The sequence below is a fragment of the Klebsiella sp. TF21-TM genome (assembly GCF_019753495.1).
Lineage (GTDB): Bacteria > Pseudomonadota > Gammaproteobacteria > Enterobacterales > Enterobacteriaceae > Klebsiella > Klebsiella quasipneumoniae.
Map to the genome: position 1 here is coordinate 85608 of NZ_JAIJYL010000001.1, position 22022 is coordinate 107629.

Consider the following 22022-nt stretch of genomic DNA (forward strand, 5'->3'; position numbering starts at 1 on the left):
CGGCATATCCTGCACCTGCGCAGGCCCGGCGATGCACGCCTTGTATGGCTGTCTGCTGGTCGTGCCCGGCACAGGATGTCCTCCGGTAACTCAGGTATTTAGCTTAAAATTATTTTTTTGTTACCGTTAGCGTTTATTGGTTTAAATTTAAACAACTTCAGCTGTGAGATGAATAGCCACAAATGACAGAGGTTGGCGCGAGTCAGAATTTTTCAGGAAGTGAGGCAATGCTTTGTAAATAACCCCCCCGGGCAAAGGCAATATAACCGCCTTTCTTTAAGGCTGACAAGACATTAAGAATACTGCTGCGTGAGAGATGAGTCCGGTCCTGAATATATTCAAGAATAGATACGCGCTGTCGTGTCTCTTCGGTTAAGAGCATCATTTCCAGCAGATGGTTACGGATCACCGAATAGGTTCGCTGTTGCAAGACCAGATCGTCACGATACACCATATACGAGGTATGATAGGCCAGCAGGATTGTCACTTCTTCCCACAGATTATGCTGACGAAATAGCGCCGACGCCAGATCGTAGTCGATACGCAGCAGCTCGGATGAGACCTCTGCACGCAGGCTATGACTGCGGCTGGGCTGCAGCATTTCCGCCACGCCGAAAAGGTGGGGTTCATAGACGGTCACCATCAAGAGCCTGTCGGAATTACGAATAATCGACAACTCGCCTTTTTTAAAAATAAAGAGCTGGGTTTTGCCTTTATATTCCCACGTAAGTCTTTTTCTGGCGATCGCGTTAACGGGCGTCGCGTGTGGCTCAAGCACATCGATCAATCGGTCAATGGCCTTTTGCGGCCTGATAGGCGGTTTAATATTCATGATGTTTATCACCAGATACGAATTAATCAATTGAGGATATTATAGTCAACAATTTTGCTGACCAGGCGATAAGGAAATAATGCCTCTTTTCGAATTTTCTGGTGCAGACTGGTAACAAAAAATAAAAAAGCCGGCGGAGAGCCGCCGGCAGAGAGCAAACATCGTCAGGCGATTATTTGCCTTTGTTTTCCAGATTTTCAACCTGCGGTAAACCCGTCGCTGAGGAGGCGCTCAGCAGGCCAGACTGCGCGTAGCCGAACAGCTTCTCGCGGGTATCGGTGATATCCAGATTACGCATGGTCAGCTGGCCGATACGGTCTTCAGCGGTAAACATGGAATCGCCTTTTTCCATGGTCAGACGCTCTGCTTTATAGGTCAGGTTGTCTGATACCGTATTGAGGATCGAGTAGTCGTTGCCGCGACGCAGCTCAAGGGTGACTTCGCCGGTGATCTGGCTGGCGACCCAGCGCTGCAGCGAATCACGCAGCATCAGCGCCTGGGAATCGAACCAGCGGCCCTGATACAGCAGACGGCCCAGCTGGCGACCGTGAGCGTGATATTGCTCGATAGTATCTTCGTTATGAATACCGGTCAGCAGACGCTCGTAAGCGATATGCAGCAGCGCCATCCCCGGGGCTTCATAAATGCCGCGGCTTTTCGCTTCGATAATCCGGTTTTCGATCTGGTCGCTCATGCCCAGGCCGTGACGACCGCCGATGCGGTTGGCTTCCAGCATCATCTCGACGTCATCGGCGAAGGTTTTGCCATTAAGCGCTACCGGGTGACCCTGCTCAAAGCGTACGGTGACCTCTTCCGCAGGGATCTTCACGTTTTCGTCCCAGAACTTCACGCCCATAATCGGGTTGACGATCTTGACGCTGGAATTCAGAAACTCCAGATCTTTCGCTTCGTGGGTAGCGCCGAGCATGTTGGAGTCGGTGGAATAGGCTTTCTCGACCGACATCTTGTAGTCAAAGCCGCAGGCGATCATAAATTCGGACATTTCGTGACGGCCGCCGAGTTCATTGATGAAATCGCTGTCCAGCCACGGTTTGTAGATCTGCAGTTCAGCGTTGGTCAGCAGGCCGTAGCGATAGAAACGTTCGATATCGTTGCCTTTATAGGTGCTGCCATCGCCCCAGATGTTGACGCCGTCTTCTTTCATTGCCGCTACCAGCATGGTGCCGGTGACCGCGCGGCCCAGCGGCGTGGTGTTGAAGTAGGTCAACCCGCCGGTGGTGTTATGGAAAGCGCCACACTGAATCGCGGCGATCCCTTCTGCGACCAGCTGTTTGCGGCAGTCGATCAGACGGGCGCCTTCGGCGCCGTACTCTTTCGCGCGGCGCGGAATAGCATCGTAGTCGTCTTCGTCCGGTTGACCCAGGTTAGCGGTATATGCATAAGGCACGGCGCCTTTTTTGCGCATCCATAACAGCGCGGCGCTGGTATCCAGTCCACCAGAGAAAGCGATACCAATACGTTGACCAACCGGGAGATGCTTGAGAATCGTCGTCATAAAATAAAACCCTGCTCGATAGACTGTGGTGAGTTCGACTCAACAACCTTAACTGCATTTTTATGCATTAATTGTGAGTATTCATTTAACCATCTTTTACTGGTGACAGGAAGGGCTTCATCATCTTTTTGCTAAAAAAGCCTGAAATACCAGCACAAACGGCAATCGGGGGCGATAAAATGCATGTTGACAAAATATACTAATTGTCGTTACAATTCATCCCGATTTTATGTCCCGTCTTCGGTACCAAATCCCAGCAGTATTTGCGTCTTTTGCTCAAAAAGAGTAAAATATGCCACGTTTCAGGCGCGGGGTGGAGCAGCCTGGTAGCTCGTCGGGCTCATAACCCGAAGGTCGTCGGTTCAAATCCGGCCCCCGCAACCACTTTCCCATTAAGTACTTTTTCAAATATACTGTGAGGACTAGGTGTCCTTCGTAGCCGAATTTGAAAGAATTCTTGCGGAAGGTGTTCCAGATCGCCATGGCGATCTCAGGGTTCAGTTATCTAAAGCCCCGATTTATCGGGGTTTTTTGTTATCTGACTTCAGAATAACTGGGCTATACGCCCTTTTTTTATGTCTTGGGGGTGGGTTTGTCCACATTAGAGCAAAAATTGACAGAGATGCTCACTGCGCCGGTTGAAGCGCTTGGCTTTGAGCTGGTCGGCATCGAATTTATTCGCGGTCGCACATCCACACTGCGCATCTATATTGATAGTGAAGATGGCATCAACGTTGATGATTGTGCTGATGTGAGCCACCAGGTAAGCGCCGTCATGGATGTCGAAGACCCGATCACTGTCGCTTACAACCTGGAAGTCTCTTCGCCTGGTCTCGACCGTCCGATGTTCACCGCCGAACACTATCAACGTTTCACTGGCGAAGAAGTTGCGCTGGTGCTGCGCATGGCGGTTCAGAACCGTCGCAAATGGCAGGGCATTATCAAAGCGGTAGACGGTGAAATGATCACGGTAACCGTCGAAGGCAAAGATGAAGTGTTCGCGCTGAGTAACATCCAGAAGGCGAACCTGGTTCCCCACTTTTAACAGTCTGGATTGAGGTGAAAGGCCCCGATGAACAAAGAAATTTTGGCTGTTGTTGAAGCCGTTTCCAACGAAAAAGCGCTGCCGCGTGAGAAAATTTTCGAAGCGCTGGAAAGCGCGCTGGCAACGGCCACCAAGAAAAAATACGAACAAGAGATCGACGTTCGCGTTGAAATCGACCGCAAGAGCGGCGATTTCGACACTTTCCGTCGCTGGCTGGTTGTAGAAGAAGTCACCCAGCCGACGCGCGAGATCACGCTGGAAGCCGCGCGTTTCGAAGATGAAAGCATGAACGTAGGCGACTACGTCGAAGATCAGATTGAATCTGTCACCTTCGACCGCATCACCACCCAGACCGCTAAACAGGTTATCGTGCAGAAAGTTCGCGAAGCCGAGCGCGCGATGGTGGTCGATCAGTTCCGCGAGCACGAAGGTGAGATCATCACCGGCGTGGTGAAAAAAGTGAACCGCGACAACATCACTCTGGATCTGGGCAACAACGCTGAAGCCGTGATCCTGCGTGAAGATATGCTGCCGCGTGAAAACTTCCGTCCGGGCGACCGCATTCGCGGCGTACTGTACGCCGTCCGTCCGGAAGCGCGTGGCGCCCAGCTGTTCGTGACCCGTTCCAAACCTGAGATGCTGATCGAACTGTTCCGCATCGAAGTGCCGGAAATCGGTGAAGAAGTGCTGGAGATCAAAGCGGCAGCTCGCGATCCGGGCTCTCGTGCCAAAATCGCGGTGAAAACCAACGACAAGCGTATCGACCCGGTTGGCGCTTGCGTCGGTATGCGCGGCGCGCGCGTGCAGGCGGTATCCACCGAGCTGGGCGGCGAGCGTATCGATATCGTCCTCTGGGATGATAACCCGGCGCAGTTCGTGATTAACGCTATGGCGCCGGCAGACGTCGCGTCCATCGTGGTGGATGAAGATAAACACACCATGGATATCGCGGTAGAAGCGGGCAACCTGGCGCAGGCGATTGGCCGTAACGGTCAGAACGTCCGCCTGGCCTCGCAGCTTAGCGGCTGGGAACTCAACGTGATGACCGTTGACGATCTGCAGGCTAAGCACCAGGCGGAAGCGCATGCCGCTATCGATACCTTCACCAAATATCTCGATATTGATGAAGATTTCGCGACAGTGCTGGTTGAAGAAGGCTTCTCCTCACTGGAAGAGCTGGCCTATGTGCCGATGAAAGAACTGCTGGAAATCGACGGTCTGGATGAAGCCACCGTTGAAGCACTTCGTGAGCGTGCGAAAAACGCACTGACTACGCTGGCGCTGGCTCAGGAAGAAAGCCTGGGAGATAACAAACCTGCCGATGATCTGTTGAATCTCGAAGGTCTGGATCGTGCCCTGGCATTCAAACTGGCTGCCCGTGGTGTTTGTACGCTGGAAGATCTCGCCGAGCAGGGCGTTGATGACCTGGCTGATATCGAAGGGATGACCGACGAGAAAGCTGGCGAGCTCATCATGGCCGCTCGCAACATTTGTTGGTTCGGCGACGAAGCGTAATAAACTGTAGCAGGAAGGAACAGCATGACAGATGTGACTATTAAAGCGCTGGCCTCAGAGATTCAGACCTCTGTGGATCGCCTGATACAGCAATTTGCTGACGCAGGCATCCGCAAAACGGCTGATGATTCTGTGACCTCGCAAGAGAAACAAACTTTGTTGACGCACCTGAACCGTGAGCACGGTTCGGCGCCAGACAAGCTGACGTTACAGCGTAAGACGCGCAGTACGTTGAATATTCCAGGTACCGGTGGAAAGAGTAAATCGGTACAAATCGAAGTCCGCAAGAAACGCACCTTTGTGAAACGCGATCCGCAAGAGGCTGAACGCCTGGCCGCGGAAGAGCAGGCGCAGCGTGAAGCGGAAGAGCAGGCCCGTCGTGAAGCTGAAGAAGCAGCGAAACGCGAGGCGCAATTAAAAGCTGAACGTGAGGCCGCAGAACAAGCTAAACGTGAAGTCGCTGATAAAGCGAAACGTGAAGCTGCGGAAAAAGACAAAGTGAGCAATCAACATACCGACGAAATGACCAAAACCGCCCAGGCTGAAAAGATCCGTCGCGAGAACGAAGCCGCGGAACTGAAGCGCAAATCGGAAGAAGAAGCACGCCGCAAACTTGAAGAAGAAGCGCGCCGTGTAGCGGAAGAAGCACGCCGTATGGCAGAAGAAAACGAAAAAAATTGGTCTGAAACTTCAGACAGCCCGGAAGACACCAGCGACTATCACGTCACCACGTCACAGCATGCTCGTCAGGCTGAAGATGATAACGATCGTGAAGTCGAAGGCGGCCGCGGCCGCAGCCGTAGCAGCAAAGCGGCGCGTCCGGCGAAGAAAGGCAACAAACACGCTGAATCTAAAGCCGATCGTGAAGAAGCCCGTGCGGCCGTTCGCGGCGGCAAAGGCGGTAAGCACCGTAAAGGTTCCGCTCTGCAGCAGGGCTTCCAGAAGCCGGCGCAGGCCGTTAACCGTGACGTCGTGATCGGCGAAACCATCACCGTTGGCGAACTGGCTAACAAGATGGCGGTGAAAGGTTCGCAGGTCATCAAAGCGATGATGAAGCTGGGCGCCATGGCGACCATCAACCAGGTCATCGACCAGGAAACCGCACAGCTGGTTGCCGAAGAGATGGGCCACAAAGTTATCCTGCGTCGTGAAAACGAGCTGGAAGAAGCGGTAATGAGCGATCGTGACACCGGCGCGGCGGCTGAACCGCGCGCACCGGTTGTGACCATCATGGGTCACGTTGACCACGGTAAAACCTCGCTGCTGGACTACATCCGTTCCACTAAGGTTGCTTCCGGCGAAGCGGGTGGTATTACCCAGCACATCGGTGCTTACCATGTAGAAACCGACAACGGCATGATCACCTTCCTGGATACCCCGGGCCACGCCGCGTTTACCTCCATGCGTGCTCGTGGTGCGCAGGCGACGGATATCGTGGTTCTGGTGGTGGCGGCAGACGACGGCGTGATGCCGCAGACTATCGAAGCTATCCAGCACGCCAAAGCGGCGCAGGTGCCGGTGGTGGTTGCGGTGAACAAGATCGATAAGCCTGAAGCCGATCCGGACCGTGTGAAGAACGAACTGTCCCAGTACGGCATCCTGCCGGAAGAGTGGGGCGGCGAGAGCCAGTTCGTCCACGTCTCCGCGAAAGCCGGTACCGGTATCGACGACCTGCTGGACGCGATCCTGCTGCAGGCTGAAGTGCTCGAGCTGAAAGCGGTCCGTAACGGGATGGCGAGCGGCGCGGTGATCGAATCCTTCCTTGATAAAGGTCGTGGTCCGGTCGCTACCGTTCTGGTTCGCGAAGGTACTCTGCACAAGGGCGATATCGTTCTGTGCGGCTTCGAATACGGTCGTGTGCGTGCGATGCGTGACGAACTGGGTCGCGAAGTGCTGGAAGCGGGTCCGTCTATTCCGGTGGAAATCCTCGGCCTGTCCGGTGTGCCGGCTGCCGGTGATGAAGTGACCGTGGTTCGTGACGAGAAAAAAGCGCGTGAAGTGGCGCTGTATCGTCAGGGCAAATTCCGTGAAGTTAAGCTGGCGCGTCAGCAGAAATCTAAACTGGAAAACATGTTCGCTAACATGACCGAAGGCGAAGTTCACGAAGTGAACATCGTGCTGAAAGCGGACGTACAGGGTTCTGTCGAAGCGATTTCCGATTCCTTACTGAAACTGTCTACCGACGAAGTGAAAGTGAAGATCATCGGTTCCGGCGTAGGTGGTATCACCGAAACCGACGCCACCCTGGCTGCAGCATCCAACGCGATTCTGGTTGGCTTCAACGTTCGTGCCGATGCCTCTGCACGTAAAGTTATCGAAGCGGAAAGCCTGGATCTGCGTTACTACTCCGTCATCTATAACCTGATCGACGAAGTGAAAGCGGCGATGAGCGGCATGCTGTCTCCGGAACTGAAACAGCAGATCATCGGTCTGGCTGAAGTGCGTGATGTCTTTAAATCGCCGAAATTCGGCGCCATCGCGGGCTGTATGGTTACCGAAGGGACGATCAAACGTCACAACCCAATCCGCGTGCTGCGTGACAACGTGGTTATCTATGAAGGCGAGCTGGAATCCCTGCGCCGCTTCAAAGATGACGTTAACGAAGTCCGTAACGGCATGGAATGTGGTATCGGTGTGAAGAACTACAACGACGTTCGCGTTGGCGATATGATCGAAGTGTTCGAAATCATCGAAATCCAGCGTAGCATCGATTAATCATCGGATGGCTAAGCCGCCGGGGAAGCGAAGCGCCACCCGGCAATCATTTTAAAAAGGGGCTTTAGGCCCCTTTTTTGTCTTTATTCTGGAGAATTTATTATGGCGAAAGAATTTGGTCGCCCGCAGCGCGTGGCCCAGGAGATGCAAAAAGAGATTGCTATCATCCTGCAGCGTGAAATTAAAGATCCGCGTCTGGGCATGATGACCACCGTTTCCGGTGTGGAAATGTCCCGTGACCTGGCCTATGCCAAGGTGTATGTCACCTTCCTCAACGACAAAGATGAAGCCGCGGTGAAAGCGGGCATCAAAGCGCTGCAGGAAGCCTCTGGCTTTATCCGCTCTCTGCTGGGGAAAGCGATGCGCCTGCGCATCGTGCCGGAGCTGACCTTCTTCTACGACAACTCACTGGTGGAAGGGATGCGTATGTCCAACCTGGTCACCAGCGTGGTGAAACACGACGATGAGCGTCGTGTGAACCCGGACGACAGCAAGGAGGACTGATGAGTCGTCCTCGTCGTCGCGGCCGCGACGTGCACGGCGTATTGCTGCTGGATAAGCCTCAGGGCGCCTCCAGCAACGATGTGCTGCAGAAAGTAAAGCGTATATATAACGCCAACCGCGCCGGACACACCGGCGCGCTGGATCCGCTGGCGACCGGTATGCTGCCGATCTGCCTTGGCGAAGCGACCAAGTTTTCCCAATACCTGCTGGACTCCGATAAGCGCTACCGCGTGATAGCTAAACTTGGCCAGCGCACCGATACCTCCGATGCCGATGGCCAGGTGGTGGAAGAGCGCCCGCTGACCTTTAGCGACGAACAGCTGGCGGCGGCGCTGGACAGCTTCCGCGGCGAGACGCAGCAGGTGCCGTCGATGTATTCGGCGCTGAAATATCAGGGCAAGAAGCTGTACGAATATGCCCGTCAGGGGATTGAGGTCCCGCGTGAAGCTCGGCCGATTACCGTTTATGAGCTGCTGTTTATTCGCCATGAAGGCGATGAACTGGAGCTGGAGATCCACTGCTCGAAAGGCACCTACATCCGGACGATTATCGATGATTTAGGTGAGAAGCTCGGCTGCGGCGCGCACGTGATTTTCCTGCGTCGCCTGGCGGTGAGCAAATACCCGGTTGAGCGGATGGTGACCCTCGAGCAGCTGCAGGCGCTGGTCGATCAGGCGGCGGCGCAGGATATTCCTGCCGCGCAGCTGCTCGATCCGCTGCTGATGCCCATGGACAGCCCGGCGTCGGACTATCCGCTGGTGACGATCCCGGAGACCTCCGCGGTCTACTTTAAAAACGGCAACCCGGTACGTCAGTCAGGCGCGCCGCTTAACGGGCTGGTGCGGGTGATGGAAAGCGAATCCGGCAAGTTTCTCGGCATGGGCGAAATTGACGATGAAGGCCGCGTGGCGCCGCGTCGTCTGGTGGTGGAATACCCGGCGTAAGCGCTTTTCTTGCGATAAAAGCCTGCTACGAGTAGAATATCGCCGCTTAACGTCCGCTAAAGTGTTTTAACATTTTCGGGCGTTGCATCAGGGGTCGCTGAATTAGAGATCGGCACCCTTTCTTTCTTTTAATTTTGGAGTTCTAAAATGTCTCTAAGCGTTGAAGCTAAAGCAAAAATCGTTTCTGAGTTTGGTCGTGGCGAAAACGACAGCGGTTCTACCGAAGTTCAGGTTGCACTGCTGACTGCACAGATCAACCACCTGCAGGGCCACTTTGCAGAGCACAAAAAAGATCACCACAGCCGTCGTGGTCTGCTGCGCATGGTTTCTCAGCGTCGTAAACTGCTCGACTACCTGAAACGTAAAGATGTTGCACGTTACTCTGCGCTGATCGAGCGTCTGGGTCTGCGTCGCTAATTCTGCGAGTTTCAGAAAAAGGGGCCTGACGGCCCCTTTTTTCGACCGGGCGGCAGCAATTCATTCAAAACTCATGTATTGTTGCTAGTAATGATCTTCATGCAGAGGTTCGCGCGGCTAATGAGAGGCTTCATCCGCAGGGGCGGGTAAAGGTTGTCATTAGTCGCGAGGATGCAGAGGATCGGGTCAATAGACGCTATGTCGTAGATATGGCGTGATTTATAGATAAAAAGGATAGAATTTTGCTTAATCCGATCGTTCGTAAATTCCAGTACGGCCAGCATACCGTGACCCTGGAAACCGGCATGATGGCGCGCCAGGCAACGGCCGCTGTGATGGTTAGCATGGATGACACTGCGGTATTCGTGACCGTTGTGGGCCAGAAAAAAGCGAAGCCAGGCCAGGACTTTTTCCCGCTGACGGTTAACTACCAGGAGCGTACCTACGCTGCCGGTAAAATCCCGGGTGGTTTCTTCCGTCGTGAAGGCCGCCCAAGCGAAGGCGAAACCCTGATCGCGCGTCTGATTGACCGCCCGGTTCGCCCGCTGTTCCCGGAAGGCTTCGTTAACGAAGTTCAGGTTATCGCCACCGTGGTTTCCGTTAACCCGCAGGTTAACCCGGATATCGTCGCGATGATCGGCGCTTCCGCAGCGCTGTCCCTGTCTGGAATTCCGTTCAATGGCCCAATCGGCGCCGCGCGCGTGGGTTACATCAACGACCAGTACGTACTGAACCCAACCCAGGAAGAGCTGAAGTCCAGCAAACTGGATCTGGTGGTTGCCGGTACCGAAGCGGCCGTGCTGATGGTGGAATCCGAAGCGGAACTGCTGAGCGAAGACCAGATGCTGGGCGCGGTGGTCTTTGGCCACGAGCAGCAGCAGATTGTTATTCAGAACATCAACGACCTGGTGAAAGAAGCCGGTAAACCGCGTTGGGACTGGCAGCCGGAAGCCGTCAACGAAGCGCTGAACGCGCGCGTGGCTGCGCTGGCTGAATCCCGCCTGAGCGATGCTTACCGTATCACCGACAAACAAGAGCGTTACGCTCAGGTTGATGTGATCAAATCTGAAACCATCGCTACGCTGGTTGCAGAAGATGAAACCCTGGACGCTAACGAACTGGGTGAAATCCTGCACGCTATCGAGAAAAACGTGGTTCGTAGCCGCGTGCTGGCCGGTGAGCCGCGTATCGATGGCCGTGAAAAAGACATGATCCGTGGTCTGGACGTTCGTACCGGCGTTCTGCCGCGTACTCACGGTTCCGCACTGTTCACCCGTGGCGAAACGCAGGCGCTGGTTACCGCGACTCTGGGTACCGCACGCGATGCGCAGAACATCGACGAACTGATGGGCGAGCGTACCGACTCCTTCCTGTTCCACTACAACTTCCCTCCGTACTCCGTAGGCGAAACTGGCATGGTGGGATCTCCGAAGCGTCGTGAAATCGGTCACGGTCGTCTGGCTAAGCGCGGCGTTCTGGCCGTGATGCCGACTATCGAAGAATTCCCGTACACCGTTCGCGTGGTGTCTGAAATCACCGAATCCAACGGCTCTTCTTCCATGGCTTCCGTCTGTGGTGCCTCTCTGGCGCTGATGGACGCTGGTGTGCCGGTGAAAGCCGCCGTGGCGGGTATCGCCATGGGCCTGGTGAAAGAAGGCGACAACTTCGTCGTGCTGTCTGACATCCTCGGTGACGAAGACCACCTTGGCGATATGGACTTCAAAGTAGCGGGTTCCCGCGACGGTATCTCTGCGCTGCAGATGGATATCAAAATTGAAGGTATCACCAAAGAAATCATGCAGGTTGCATTGAACCAGGCTAAAGGTGCGCGTCTGCACATCCTTGGCGTGATGGAGCAGGCGATTAACGCGCCGCGCGGCGACATCTCTGAATTCGCACCGCGTATCCACACCATCAAGATCAACCCGGACAAGATCAAAGACGTTATCGGTAAAGGCGGTTCTGTTATCCGTGCCCTGACCGAAGAGACCGGCACCACCATCGAAATCGAAGATGACGGTACCGTGAAGATCGCAGCGACCGACGGCGACAAAGCACAACATGCTATCCGTCGTATCGAAGAGATCACCGCTGAGATCGAAGTTGGCCGTATCTACAATGGTAAAGTGACTCGTATCGTTGACTTTGGCGCGTTCGTTGCCATCGGCGGCGGTAAAGAAGGTCTGGTTCACATCTCGCAGATCGCCGACAAGCGCGTTGAGAAAGTGACTGACTACCTGCAGATGGGTCAGGAAGTACCGGTTAAGGTTCTGGAAGTTGACCGCCAGGGCCGTGTCCGTCTGAGCATCAAAGAAGCAACTGAACAGACTCCGTCTGCCGCAGCGCCGGAAGTTCCGGCTGCCGAGCAGGGCGAGTAAGGTTGCCGTTAGCCCTCCGCTTTTGTGGAGGGCGTTTTACGGGCAGGACGCCTCGTTTGCAGCCGGGGAACAGGACGTTCATCCAATCGTTGTCTTCGGGAGTGGGAAATGAAGCCTTTTTTGCGCTGGTGTTTCGTGGCGACAGCTCTCACGCTGGCAGGATGCAGTAGCACCGCCTGGCGTAAGGACGCCGTCCTCGCAGTACCATTGCAACCGACTTTACAGCAAGAAGTGATTCTGGCACGTATGGAACAAATTCTTGCCAGTCGGGCTTTATCCGATGACGAACGCGCACAGCTTTTATATGAGCGCGGAGTGTTGTATGATAGTCTCGGTCTGAGGGCATTAGCGCGAAATGATTTTTCACAAGCGCTGGCAATCCGACCCGATATGCCTGAAGTATTCAATTACTTAGGCATTTACTTAACGCAGGCAGGCAATTTTGATGCTGCCTATGAAGCGTTTGATTCTGTACTTGAGCTTGATCCAACTTACAACTACGCGCACTTGAACCGCGGTATCGCCCTGTATTACGGCGGCCGGGCTAAGTTAGCGCAAGATGATCTGCTGGCGTTTTATCAAGACGATCCCAATGATCCTTTCCGTAGCCTGTGGCTTTATATCGCCGAGCGTAAACTCGACGAGAAGCGGGCGCTTGAAGCACTCAGAGAGCGCTTAGACAAGTCGGACAAAGAGCAATGGGGATGGAACATTGTCGAGTTCTACCTTGGCGACATTAGCGAAAAAGAGCTGATGACTCGTCTGAAGGCAGACGCAACGGATAACACCTCGCTCGCTGAGCATCTCAGTGAAACCAACTTCTATTTAGGTAAGTACTACCTAAGTCTGGGGGACAAGGACAGCGCTACGGCACTGTTCAAACTGGCGGTCGCCAACAACGTACATAACTACGTTGAGCACCGATACGCATTGTTGGAATTATCGCTCTTGGGCCAGGAGCAAGATGACCTGGCAGAATCGGACCAGCAATAGCTGACGAACACATCAGCCCATAGTTTTTTGCTTGCCATCACCTTCGCGGGTGAGGGCGTTGTTGTTCGTTAATACACCTACTTTGAGCCGGTTCACACTTTTCAATGAAAATTACCGTAAATTTTCACGATGAGTTATGTAGACTGGCCGCCATTAATTTTGAGGCACACGTACTACATGGCTGAATTCGAAACCACTTTTGCAGATCTGGGCCTGAAGGCTCCTATCCTTGAAGCGCTTACCGATCTGGGTTACGAAAAACCATCTCCGATCCAGGCTGAGTGCATTCCGCATCTGCTGGACGGCCGCGACGTTCTGGGTATGGCCCAGACCGGTAGCGGTAAAACCGCAGCGTTCTCTTTACCGCTGCTGAACAACATCGATCCTGAGCTGAGAGCACCACAGATCCTGGTGCTGGCGCCGACCCGCGAGCTGGCGGTACAGGTTGCTGAAGCAATGACGGAATTCTCTAAACATATGCGCGGCGTAAACGTGGTTGCCCTGTACGGCGGCCAGCGTTATGACGTGCAGCTGCGCGCCCTGCGTCAGGGTCCGCAGATCGTTGTCGGTACCCCGGGTCGTCTGCTGGACCACCTGAAGCGCGGCACTCTGGACCTCTCTAAACTGAGCGGCCTGGTACTGGATGAAGCAGATGAAATGCTGCGCATGGGCTTTATCGAAGACGTAGAAACCATTATGGCGCAGATCCCGGAAGGGCATCAGACCGCGCTGTTCTCCGCCACCATGCCGGAAGCGATCCGTCGCATTACCCGCCGCTTTATGAAAGAGCCGCAGGAAGTGCGTATTCAGTCCAGCGTGACGACTCGTCCGGACATCAGCCAGAGCTACTGGACTGCCTACGGCATGCGTAAAAACGAAGCGCTGGTGCGTTTCCTGGAAGCGGAAGATTTTGATGCGGCGATTATCTTCGTCCGTACCAAAAACGCGACCCTGGAAGTGGCTGAAGCGCTGGAGCGTAACGGCTACAACAGCGCGGCGCTGAACGGCGACATGAACCAGGCGCTGCGTGAGCAGACCCTGGAGCGTCTGAAAGACGGTCGTCTGGATATCCTGATTGCGACTGACGTTGCAGCCCGTGGTCTGGACGTTGAGCGTATCAGCCTGGTGGTGAACTACGACATCCCGATGGATTCCGAGTCTTACGTTCACCGTATCGGCCGTACCGGCCGTGCGGGCCGCGCGGGCCGCGCGCTGCTGTTCGTTGAGAACCGCGAGCGTCGTCTGCTGCGCAACATCGAACGTACGATGAAGCTGACCATTCCGGAAGTTGAACTGCCGAACGCAGAGCTGCTGAGCAAACGTCGTCTGGAAAAATTCGCCGCGAAAGTCCAGCAACAGCTGGAAAGCAGCGATCTGGACCAGTACCGTGCGCTGCTGGCGAAAATCCAGCCGACGGCGGAAGGCGAAGAGCTGGACGTGGAAACGCTGGCTGCTGCGCTGCTGAAAATGGCCCAGGGCGAACGCTCGCTGATCGTGCCGCCGGATGCGCCGATGCGTCCGCGTCGTGAGTTCCGTGACCGTGACGATCGCTTCGAGCGTCGTGGCGACCGCAACGACCGCGCTCCGCGTGGCGATCGCGAAGATCGTCCGAAGCGTGAGCGTCGTGACGTAGGCGATATGGAACTGTATCGCATTGAAGTGGGTCGTGATGACGGTGTTGAAGTACGTCATATCGTTGGCGCGATCGCTAACGAAGGCGATATCAGCAGCCGTTACATCGGTAACATCAAGCTGTTCGCTTCTCACTCCACCATCGAACTGCCGAAAGGGATGCCGGGCGAAGTGCTGCAGCACTTTACTCGTACCCGCATCCTGAACAAGCCGATGAACATGCAGCTGCTGGGCGATGCGCAGCCGCGCACCGAACGTCGTGGCGGCGGTGAACGTCGTGAAGGCGGTCGTAGCTTCGGCGGTGAGCGTCGTGAAGGCGGTCGTGGCTTCGGTGGCGAGCGTCGTGAAGGTGGTCGTGGTGATGGTCGTCGTTTCAGCGGCGAACGTCGTGAAGGCCGTGCGCCGCGTCGTGACGATGCATCCGCGCCGCGCCGCGATGACTCTGCCGGTCGCCGTCGCTTCGGTGGCGATGCGTAATTAACGCAGCCCGCTAGCGTAAACTAAATAATACAGCCCCGATCGTCATGATTGGGGCTTTTTTTATTTCTTTTGTACTCGTGTACTGGTACAGTGCGTCACACCCATCGTGGGAAAGTATTTTTGACTGGAGATTTCGGTAAATGGCGACACTAACCACTACGGCAACCCGTCCGTCCCTGTTTGGCGGCGTGGTGATCATCGGCGGCACGATTATCGGCGCGGGCATGTTCTCGCTGCCGGTGGTGATGTCCGGCGCGTGGTTTTTCTGGTCGCTGGCGGCGCTGGTCTTCACCTGGTTCTGCATGTTGCACTCCGGTCTGATGATCCTCGAGGCCAACCTTAACTACCGGATCGGCTCCAGCTTCGACACCATTACCAAAGATCTGCTCGGCAAGGGCTGGAACCTGGTCAACGGCGTGTCGATCGCCTTTGTGCTGTATATTCTGACCTACGCCTATATTTCAGCCAGCGGCTCGATACTGCATCATACGTTTAGCGAGATGTCGCTGAACGTACCGGCGCGGGCGGCGGGTTTTGGCTTTGCGCTGCTGGTGGCATTTATCGTCTGGATGAGCACCAAAGCGGTGAGCCGCATGACGGCTATCGTGCTTGGCGCCAAGGTGATCACTTTCTTTCTGACCTTCGGCAGTCTGCTGGGGCACGTCGAGCCGACGACGCTGTTTAACGTCGCGGAAAAGAACGCCTCCTATGCGCCATACCTGCTGATGACGCTGCCGTTCTGCCTGGCCTCGTTTGGCTACCACGGCAACGTGCCGAGCCTGATGAAATACTACGGAAAAGATCCACGTACCATCATCCGCTGCTTAACCTACGGTACGCTGCTGGCGCTGGGTCTGTACGTGGTCTGGCTGCTGGTGACGATGGGCAATATCCCGCGCCCGCAGTTTATCGACATCGCGCAGAAGGGCGGCAACATTGATGTGCTGGTGCAGGCCCTGAGCGGGGTGCTGAACAGCCGGAGCCTGGATCTGCTGCTGGTGGTGTTCTCTAACTTTGCCGTCGCCAGCTCGTTCCTTGGCGTCACGCTGGGGCTGTTCGACTACCTGGCGGATCTGTTTGGCTTTGACGACAGCGCGCTGGGGCGCTTTAAAACTGCGCTGCTGACCTTTATTCCGCCGATGATTGGCGGGTTGGTGAAACCCGATGGCTTCCTCTACGCCATCGGCTATGCTGGCCTGGCGGCGACGATCTGGGCGGCGATTGTACCGGCGCTGCTGGCTCGCGCCTCGCGTAAACGCTTCGGCAGCCCACAGTTCCGCGTATGGGGCGGAACACCGATGATTGTGCTGATCCTGCTGTTTGGCCTGGGCAATGCGGTCGTGCACATTCTGTCGAGCGTTAATCTGCTGCCGGTTTACCAGTAAGAGGCTTACCCGGTGGCGCGACGTCCACCGGGCCTGGATTTTGATTAACCCAACAATTCCTCTTTCACCTGCATCGCTAAATCGAAAGAATGCAGGCGCGCCTGGTGGTCGAAGATCTGGCCATTGACCATGATTTCGTCCGCCTCGGTTTCCCGCAAAATCGACTCTAAGCCGTGGCGGACTTTGGTTTTATCACCCACCAGCGACATGCGCAGCGCCTGCTGCACGCCATACTGCTCGGACGCTGACCACAGCTGATGCATATTTTCCACCGGCGGCGGTAGCTGTCCGGTTTCGCCGCGACGTAGCTTCACAAACGCCTGCTGCATGGAAGTGAAGAGAAACTCCGCATCGCGGTTGCTGTCGGCGGCGATGATATTAATGCACACCATGGCATACGGTTTTTCCAGCCGCGCTGAGGGCGTAAAGTTGCTGCGATACAGGTGCAGGGCCTGGAACAGCATATCCGGCGCGAAGTGCGAAGCGAATGCGAACGGCAGGCCGAGCTGCGCCGCCAGCTGGGCGCTGTAGAGGCTTGAGCCCAGCAGCCACACCGGAATTCGTTCGCCATAGCCGGGAACCGGGCGCACGTGCGGGTTCGGATCGCGGGCGTCAAACCAGTCCACCAGTTCCGCCACATCGCGCGGGAAGTTATCGACATCGCCGCTCATATGGCGACGCAGGGCGCGCATGGTGGGCTGATCGCTGCCCGGCGCGCGGCCAAGGCCGAGATCGATGCGTCCCGGGTAGAGCGTATTGAGCGTACCGAACTGCTCGGCAATCACCAGCGGAGAGTGGTTGGGCAGCATCACCCCGCCGGACCCCAGATGCAGGGTGGTGGTATTGGCTGCGAGATAGCCAATGAGCACCGAGGTCGCTGCGCTGGCAATGCCGACCATATTGTGGTGCTCCGCCAGCCAGTAGCGGTGATAGCCGCGCGATTCGGCCAGCCGGGCGAGATCCAGAGAGTGGGTAAAGGCTTCTTTAGCAGAAGATCCTTGCGGGATCGGCGCCAGATCGAGCACCGAGAACGGAACAGATTTGTCAGTCATAAAGGCTCACTTTGCTACAGCATCGTCATCAGATTGAAGGTCTTCTTCCAGCCTGGCGCATCCAGGACGCGCCAGCCAGAAAAGCTGCATCTTTAATAATGCATTAAAATCTGAGCACTGCTGTTAACAAAGTGAGCGGTTTATCAGGCCTGCAGCGCCAGCCCAGGCAGCCGTTTCCAGTAGCCGTTGCAATCGCTGTTGCCGGTGAGCGCCAGCGGCGCAGCGCCGTTTTCATTGGCGCGGAAGGCGTCGAGCATGGCGAAGGTCTCGTTGCCCATCGGCGACAGGCGCACCATATCCACCAGGCCGTGCATGGACGTCAGCTCATTGCCCAGGTTGTAGACATAGCCGCTCATGGTCTGGATACCGTTGAGCACGAACACCTGCTGGTTCTCCTGGGACAGCATGCTGCGCCCGGTTGGGTACTTGATGCAGCAGGTCTCGCACTCATCCTTTGGCCGATCTTCCGAGCGGGCGGTAAAGCAGCGGGCGGAATAAGCCAGCGGCAGATGGCCGTAGCTCAGCACTTCGACTTCAAACTGATTGCGAATACCCAGCTCTTCGCACTGGGTCAGTAAATTAGCCAGCCAGTCGCGGGAAAGCTCCACCGGCATGCACCAGCGCACCATACCTTGCTTAAGCAGCAGACGCAGAGTGACGGCGTTGTAGCAGTTCAGCGCATGCCCGGCGACGAACGGCAGCTTGCGTTCGGCGCAGAGGTTCACCACGCCCAAATCGCTGGCCTCAATCAGGAACTCACCGTTATCGACATAGCGCTTCAGCTCGCCCAGTTCAGAGGAGGCCTGCACCAGCGCGAGGGTAGACAGCACCACCTGCTTGCCGCTGCCGGCCAGCGCTTTCGCCATCTCGATCCAGTCGCCGACTTTGGTGGCGCGGCGTTTGCTGCACACCGCTTCGCCGAGATAAATGGTGTCGGCGCTGCAGTTTGCCGCCTGCTGGTAAAAATCTTCCAGCGTCTCTTTTGGCCAGTAGTAAAGCACCGGCCCTAATGAATATTTCATGTTTCTCACTGCCATTTACGGTGATAGGCGCCAAGGGTGGTTTGTGTCCCTTCGGACATGGAGCCAAGGGTTTCCATCCATGCGGATTGCGGCACGAAATTCTGCGGATCGGCTTTGCAGCGATCGATCGCCTGGCGCCAGACTTTCGCCACCTGGGTGACGTAGGCTGGGCTGCGCTGACGGCCTTCGATTTTCACTGAGGCGATATTGGCGGCCATCAGCTCCGGCAACAGTTCCAGAGTGTTGAGGCTGGTGGGCTCCTCCAGCGCGTGATAGCGCTCGCCATCGACCAGGTAGCGGCCTTTACACAACGTTGGGTAGCCCGCGTTTTCCCCATCCTGATAGCGGTCAATCAGCACCTCATTGAGACGCGATTCCAGCCCCTGCGGGGTTTGCTGCCAGCGAACGAAGCGCGCAGGCGAACAGGCGCCGACGGTGTTGGGCGATTCGCCGGTCAGGTAGGAAGAGAGATAGCAGCGGCCTTCCGCCATGATGCACAGGCTGCCGAAGGCAAAGACTTCCAGCGGCACCGGCGTGGCGCGGGCCAGCTGTTTCACCTGGTGAATAGATAACACCCGCGGCAGTACGACGCGCGCCACGTCGAAGTTGCGATGATAGAAGCGAATGGCCTCTTCATTGGTGGCGGAAGCCTGTACCGACACATGGCGTTCTATATGCGGATAGCGCTCCGCGGCGTACTCCAGCATGGCGATATCGGCCAGAATGAGCGCATCGGCGCCCAGCTGAGCCGCCATATCCACCGCGCGCTGCCAGCGGGCGTAGCCGTCGGGGTGGGCGAAGGTGTTGATGGCGATATGCAGCTTACGACGGTGCTGATGCACAAAGCTGACGGCTTCCTGCAGTTTCTTTTCGGTGAAATTAAGGCCGGCAAAGTGGCGGGCGTTGGTGTCATCTTTCAGCCCGATATAGACGGCATCGGCGCCGTTTTCGATGGCCGCCTTAAGCGCCGGAAGGTTACCGGCTGGGCAGAGCAGCTCCATAATTTTTCCTGAAAAATGCGGCCCGTCAGGGACGCTGAATGGTTAACGAGCAGGGATTTTAGTTAACCTTCTGGTGACAATTTTTGATTTGAGGCAGTTAAAAGTGTATTGGCGGCGCCAATAACTGGCTGCCGTCATCGCGTTTTTGTTGATTTACGCCGCTATGTTGTTTATGTGATATGGCACAATAGCGGCACAATTGCATTCATGGAGTAAAGCTTGTGTTGGATAAACTGCGTTCCCGGCTGGTCCACTTTGGCCCGTCTTTAATGAGCGTGCCGGTTAAGCTGGCGCCTTTTGCCCTCAAGCGCCAGGTGCTGGAGCAGGTGCTTAGCTGGCAGTTTCGCCAGGCGCTGGCGGAGGGTGAGCTGGAGTTTCTCGAGGGGCGCTGGTTAAGTATTCATGTGCGTGACATCGGTCTGCTGTGGTATACCTCGGTAGTCGATGGTCGCCTGGTGGTCAGCCAGCAGGCCGACGCCGACGTCAGCTTCAGCGCCGACGCCAGCGATCTGTTAATGATCGCCGCGCGCAAGCAGGATCCGGATACGCTATTCTTCCAGCGTCGTCTGGTTATTGAAGGCGATACGGAGCTGGGGCTGTATGTAAAAAATTTGATGGACGCCATTGAGCTCGAGCAGATGCCCAAAGCGCTGCGCGTGATGTTGCTGCAACTGGCGGATTTTGTCGAAGCTGGACTGAAGAGCCCGCAGAAACCTGAACAGACATCGGTAGGTGAGGCATGCTGATTCGAGTGGAAATTGGGATTGATGCACCGGGAATCGACGCGCTGCTGCGTCGTACCTTCGGCCGCGATGCCGAAGCGCAGCTGGTGCACGATCTGCGTGAAGATGGACTGATCACGCTGGGGGTAGTGGCAACGGATGATGAAGGCCAGGTGATCGGCTACGTTGCCTTCAGCCCGGTTGCGGTGGAAGGTGAAGAGCTGCAGTGGGTCGGCCTGGCGCCGCTGGCGGTGGATGAACGCTATCGCGGACAGGGCATTGGCCGGCAGCTGGTCTATGAAGGGCTGGATTCGCTGAATGAGTTTGGCTATGCCGCGGTGGTGACGCTGGGCGACCCGGCGTTATACCGTCGCTTTGGTTTTGAACCGGCCGCGCGCTTCGATCTCCGCTGCCGCTGGCCGGACAGCGCGGAGGCGTTCCAGGTGCATCGCCTGGCGGATGACGCCCTCGAAGGCGTCCACGGTCAGGTCGAATACAGCGACCACTTTAATCGTTTTTAAGCCTTGCCAGCAGGGTTTCAACGGTATCCTCTCCGGCAACGAGGCGCTCTTTTTCGCGCTTCGTTAGCTGCTTAATGCGGTATTCCAGCCGCAAAGCAAGTGAGTGTTCACCAACTTCATGACTAAAGGCCAGTCGCAGGTCGCCTTTGCCGCGCAACGCCTTCGCGCCTTTCCCTGCCTGATGCTGGCGAAAGCGGCGCGGCACATCGGTGGTGATGCCGGTATAGAGGCGATTATCCGCGGTTCGAATGAGATACAGAAACCAGCACACGGTCACAAAGTCACTATGGTAAGGTGTATGCACCATAGCATAACGGAGAAGAAAGATGGATACGCTTGCCGCCATTGGCCGCTGGCTGAGTAAACAGCACGTCGTCACCTGGTGCGTCTCCCGTGACGACGAGCTGTGGTGTGCGAATGCCTTTTACGTCTATGACCCGGATACCGTGGCCTTTTATCTGCTCAGCGAGGAGCACACCCGCCACGGCCAGATGACCGGCGAGCGGGCGAAGGTGGCCGGGACGGTCAACGGTCAGCCCAAGACCGTGGCCCTGATCCGCGGCGTGCAGTTCCAGGGCGAGATCCGTCGTCTGCGCGGCGACGAAGAGGCGCGAATGCGCCAGCGCTACGTCAAGCGCTTCCCGGTGGCCCACATGCTGTCGGCGCCGGTCTGGGAGATTCGTCCGGACGAAATCAAGTTTACCGACAACACGCTGGGGTTCGGGAAAAAGCTACACTGGCGGCGCGATGCCGGCGCCGAGCAGGCGTAGCGCTTCGCGATTGAAGGCCGGCAGATCGTCCGGCGTTCTGCTGGTGACCAGCTGTTCGTTATCGACCACCACCTCCTGGTCGTAAAACTCGCCCCCGGCGTTTTTCACATCCACCACGATCGGTTTTACCGCCGTGAGCTTGCGCCCGCGGATCACATCGGCGCTGATCAGCAGCTGCGGGCCGTGGCAGATGGCGAAGACCGGCTTCCCGCCGTTGACAAAATCGCGCGTAAAGGTGACAAAGCGTTCATCCCCGCGCAGCTGGTCCGGGGAATAGCCCCCTGGCAGCAACAAGGCATCAAATTCACCCGGTGTGACGTCATCAATGGCCCGATCGATGGCGACCTCTGCTTCTCCCTGTTTACCCTTCACCGTCTTGCCAGCCTGCTTTTCGATCGTCACGACCTGATGCCCGGCGAGCTTAAACGCCTCGGCGGGAGAGGTAAATTCAGAATCTTCAAAGTCGTCGGTAATGAGCACGGCTATCTTTTTACTCATGCTTCCTCCGCTGTCTGGATGGTCAATGAGGTAATTCCATGATGATGGTGGATACTTACCTTGTAAGGTATTAAGCCTGG

At 56.2% G+C, this 22022-nt stretch carries 20 protein-coding genes, 1 tRNA gene and 1 pseudogene; 15 read left to right on the forward strand and 7 right to left on the reverse strand.

Annotation, left to right across the window (positions count from 1 at the left end; translation table 11 throughout):
- Positions 1-202 precede the first annotated feature (202 nt).
- Together K5R89_RS00440 and argG are read right to left on the reverse strand one after the other, a co-directional pair.
- Positions 203-832 (reverse strand): winged helix-turn-helix transcriptional regulator, encoded by a 630-nt coding sequence (locus K5R89_RS00440; RefSeq protein ID WP_023291118.1) that lies wholly within the window; start codon positions 830-832, stop codon positions 203-205.
- A 172-nt stretch (positions 833-1004) separates the two neighbouring features.
- Positions 1005-2348 carry an argininosuccinate synthase gene (gene argG, locus K5R89_RS00445; RefSeq protein WP_004144895.1) on the reverse strand — a complete coding sequence of 448 codons (1344 nt, stop codon included), beginning with the start codon at positions 2346-2348 and terminating at the stop codon, positions 1005-1007.
- A 307-nt stretch (positions 2349-2655) separates the two neighbouring features.
- On the opposite strand from argG, the gene K5R89_RS00450 reads away from it, so the two are divergent.
- The 12 genes and pseudogenes from K5R89_RS00450 (at position 2656) to mtr (ending at position 16356) form a co-directional block, all read left to right on the forward strand.
- Positions 2656-2732, forward strand: a tRNA-Met gene (locus K5R89_RS00450).
- A 208-nt stretch (positions 2733-2940) separates the two neighbouring features.
- Positions 2941-3393, forward strand: coding sequence for a ribosome maturation factor RimP (gene rimP, locus K5R89_RS00455; RefSeq protein WP_002918364.1), 453 nt, complete (start codon positions 2941-2943; stop codon positions 3391-3393).
- A gap of 27 nt (positions 3394-3420) precedes the next feature.
- On the forward strand, positions 3421-4908 hold the full coding sequence (nusA, locus tag K5R89_RS00460; RefSeq protein WP_002918252.1) for a transcription termination factor NusA: 1488 nt from the start codon (positions 3421-3423) through the stop codon (positions 4906-4908).
- Positions 4909-4932: 24 nt separating this feature from the next.
- Positions 4933-7623: a translation initiation factor IF-2 gene (gene infB / locus K5R89_RS00465; RefSeq protein WP_004206173.1), complete on the forward strand. Its 2691-nt coding sequence runs from the start codon at positions 4933-4935 to the stop codon at positions 7621-7623.
- A 102-nt stretch (positions 7624-7725) separates the two neighbouring features.
- A complete protein-coding gene (gene rbfA / locus K5R89_RS00470; RefSeq protein WP_002918248.1) occupies positions 7726-8127 on the forward strand; it encodes a 30S ribosome-binding factor RbfA in 402 nt (133 codons plus the stop codon).
- Positions 8127-9071 carry a tRNA pseudouridine(55) synthase TruB gene (truB, locus tag K5R89_RS00475; RefSeq protein WP_023291116.1) on the forward strand — a complete coding sequence of 315 codons (945 nt, stop codon included), beginning with the start codon at positions 8127-8129 and terminating at the stop codon, positions 9069-9071. The genes rbfA and truB overlap by 1 nt, the downstream gene beginning before the upstream one ends.
- A gap of 147 nt (positions 9072-9218) precedes the next feature.
- On the forward strand, positions 9219-9488 hold the full coding sequence (rpsO, locus tag K5R89_RS00480) for a 30S ribosomal protein S15 (RefSeq protein ID WP_002918244.1): 270 nt from the start codon (positions 9219-9221) through the stop codon (positions 9486-9488).
- Between the two features lie 242 nt (positions 9489-9730).
- Positions 9731-11978: pseudogene (gene pnp, locus K5R89_RS00485) on the forward strand (polyribonucleotide nucleotidyltransferase).
- Positions 11975-12859 (forward strand): lipoprotein NlpI, encoded by an 885-nt coding sequence (gene nlpI / locus K5R89_RS00490; protein WP_004206169.1) that lies wholly within the window; start codon positions 11975-11977, stop codon positions 12857-12859. The pseudogene pnp and the gene nlpI overlap by 4 nt, the downstream one beginning before the upstream one ends.
- Positions 12860-12963: 104 nt before the next feature.
- Entirely contained in the window at positions 12964-13044 is an 81-nt protein-coding gene (gene yrbN, locus K5R89_RS00495) for a protein YrbN (RefSeq protein ID WP_085903200.1), read from the forward strand.
- Positions 13037-14968, forward strand: coding sequence for an ATP-dependent RNA helicase DeaD (gene deaD / locus K5R89_RS00500; RefSeq protein ID WP_023291114.1), 1932 nt, complete (start codon positions 13037-13039; stop codon positions 14966-14968). Before yrbN ends, deaD begins: the two co-directional genes overlap by 8 nt.
- A gap of 143 nt (positions 14969-15111) precedes the next feature.
- The gene (gene mtr, locus K5R89_RS00505) at positions 15112-16356 is read left to right on the forward strand and encodes a tryptophan permease (protein ID WP_032454170.1); all 1245 of its coding nucleotides are present in this window, start codon (positions 15112-15114) and stop codon (positions 16354-16356) included.
- 44 nt (positions 16357-16400) lie between these two features.
- Here the strand turns inward: mtr and K5R89_RS00510 are convergent, their stop codons facing one another.
- From K5R89_RS00510 to K5R89_RS00520, 3 genes are all read right to left on the reverse strand, one after another.
- Complete coding sequence (locus tag K5R89_RS00510) at positions 16401-17408, reverse strand: LLM class flavin-dependent oxidoreductase (RefSeq protein WP_017899898.1); 1008 nt, start codon at positions 17406-17408, stop codon at positions 16401-16403.
- A gap of 143 nt (positions 17409-17551) precedes the next feature.
- Positions 17552-18430, reverse strand: coding sequence for a U32 family peptidase (locus K5R89_RS00515; protein ID WP_023291112.1), 879 nt, complete (start codon positions 18428-18430; stop codon positions 17552-17554).
- A gap of 5 nt (positions 18431-18435) precedes the next feature.
- Positions 18436-19431 (reverse strand): peptidase U32 family protein, encoded by a 996-nt coding sequence (locus K5R89_RS00520; protein WP_004206164.1) that lies wholly within the window; start codon positions 19429-19431, stop codon positions 18436-18438.
- 221 nt (positions 19432-19652) lie between these two features.
- On the opposite strand from K5R89_RS00520, the gene K5R89_RS00525 reads away from it, so the two are divergent.
- Together K5R89_RS00525 and K5R89_RS00530 are read left to right on the forward strand one after the other, a co-directional pair.
- Positions 19653-20177, forward strand: coding sequence for an SCP2 domain-containing protein (locus K5R89_RS00525; protein WP_002918231.1), 525 nt, complete (start codon positions 19653-19655; stop codon positions 20175-20177).
- On the forward strand, positions 20171-20674 hold the full coding sequence (locus K5R89_RS00530) for a GNAT family N-acetyltransferase (protein WP_023291110.1): 504 nt from the start codon (positions 20171-20173) through the stop codon (positions 20672-20674). The genes K5R89_RS00525 and K5R89_RS00530 overlap by 7 nt, the downstream gene beginning before the upstream one ends.
- On the opposite strand, the gene K5R89_RS00535 is transcribed toward K5R89_RS00530, so the two are convergent.
- Complete coding sequence (locus tag K5R89_RS00535; protein ID WP_032429219.1) at positions 20661-20951, reverse strand: GIY-YIG nuclease family protein; 291 nt, start codon at positions 20949-20951, stop codon at positions 20661-20663. The two genes, K5R89_RS00530 and K5R89_RS00535, sit on opposite strands and share 14 nt — an antisense overlap.
- 49 nt (positions 20952-21000) lie before the next feature.
- Between K5R89_RS00535 and K5R89_RS00540 the strand changes: the two genes are divergently transcribed.
- Positions 21001-21444 carry a YhbP family protein gene (locus tag K5R89_RS00540; RefSeq protein ID WP_087826729.1) on the forward strand — a complete coding sequence of 148 codons (444 nt, stop codon included), beginning with the start codon at positions 21001-21003 and terminating at the stop codon, positions 21442-21444.
- Here the strand turns inward: K5R89_RS00540 and K5R89_RS00545 are convergent.
- Complete coding sequence (locus tag K5R89_RS00545; RefSeq protein WP_004206160.1) at positions 21406-21942, reverse strand: type 1 glutamine amidotransferase domain-containing protein; 537 nt, start codon at positions 21940-21942, stop codon at positions 21406-21408. The two genes, K5R89_RS00540 and K5R89_RS00545, sit on opposite strands and share 39 nt — an antisense overlap.
- Positions 21943-22022: the final 80 nt, after the last annotated feature.

Coding starts and splice junctions, on each gene's coding strand:
- mtr (WP_032454170.1), top strand. CDS start 15,112: ATGGCGACACTAACCACTACGGCAACCCGTCCGTCCCTGTTTGGCGGC.
- infB (WP_004206173.1), top strand. CDS start 4,933: ATGACAGATGTGACTATTAAAGCGCTGGCCTCAGAGATTCAGACCTCT.
- K5R89_RS00440 (WP_023291118.1), bottom strand. CDS start 832: ATGAATATTAAACCGCCTATCAGGCCGCAAAAGGCCATTGACCGATTG.
- K5R89_RS00540 (WP_087826729.1), top strand. CDS start 21,001: ATGGATACGCTTGCCGCCATTGGCCGCTGGCTGAGTAAACAGCACGTC.
- K5R89_RS00520 (WP_004206164.1), bottom strand. CDS start 19,431: ATGGAGCTGCTCTGCCCAGCCGGTAACCTTCCGGCGCTTAAGGCGGCC.
- K5R89_RS00545 (WP_004206160.1), bottom strand. CDS start 21,942: ATGAGTAAAAAGATAGCCGTGCTCATTACCGACGACTTTGAAGATTCT.
- K5R89_RS00515 (WP_023291112.1), bottom strand. CDS start 18,430: ATGAAATATTCATTAGGGCCGGTGCTTTACTACTGGCCAAAAGAGACG.
- rbfA (WP_002918248.1), top strand. CDS start 7,726: ATGGCGAAAGAATTTGGTCGCCCGCAGCGCGTGGCCCAGGAGATGCAA.
- yrbN (WP_085903200.1), top strand. CDS start 12,964: ATGAAAATTACCGTAAATTTTCACGATGAGTTATGTAGACTGGCCGCC.
- argG (WP_004144895.1), bottom strand. CDS start 2,348: ATGACGACGATTCTCAAGCATCTCCCGGTTGGTCAACGTATTGGTATC.
- deaD (WP_023291114.1), top strand. CDS start 13,037: ATGGCTGAATTCGAAACCACTTTTGCAGATCTGGGCCTGAAGGCTCCT.
- rpsO (WP_002918244.1), top strand. CDS start 9,219: ATGTCTCTAAGCGTTGAAGCTAAAGCAAAAATCGTTTCTGAGTTTGGT.
- truB (WP_023291116.1), top strand. CDS start 8,127: ATGAGTCGTCCTCGTCGTCGCGGCCGCGACGTGCACGGCGTATTGCTG.
- nlpI (WP_004206169.1), top strand. CDS start 11,975: ATGAAGCCTTTTTTGCGCTGGTGTTTCGTGGCGACAGCTCTCACGCTG.
- K5R89_RS00510 (WP_017899898.1), bottom strand. CDS start 17,408: ATGACTGACAAATCTGTTCCGTTCTCGGTGCTCGATCTGGCGCCGATC.
- nusA (WP_002918252.1), top strand. CDS start 3,421: ATGAACAAAGAAATTTTGGCTGTTGTTGAAGCCGTTTCCAACGAAAAA.
- K5R89_RS00530 (WP_023291110.1), top strand. CDS start 20,171: ATGCTGATTCGAGTGGAAATTGGGATTGATGCACCGGGAATCGACGCG.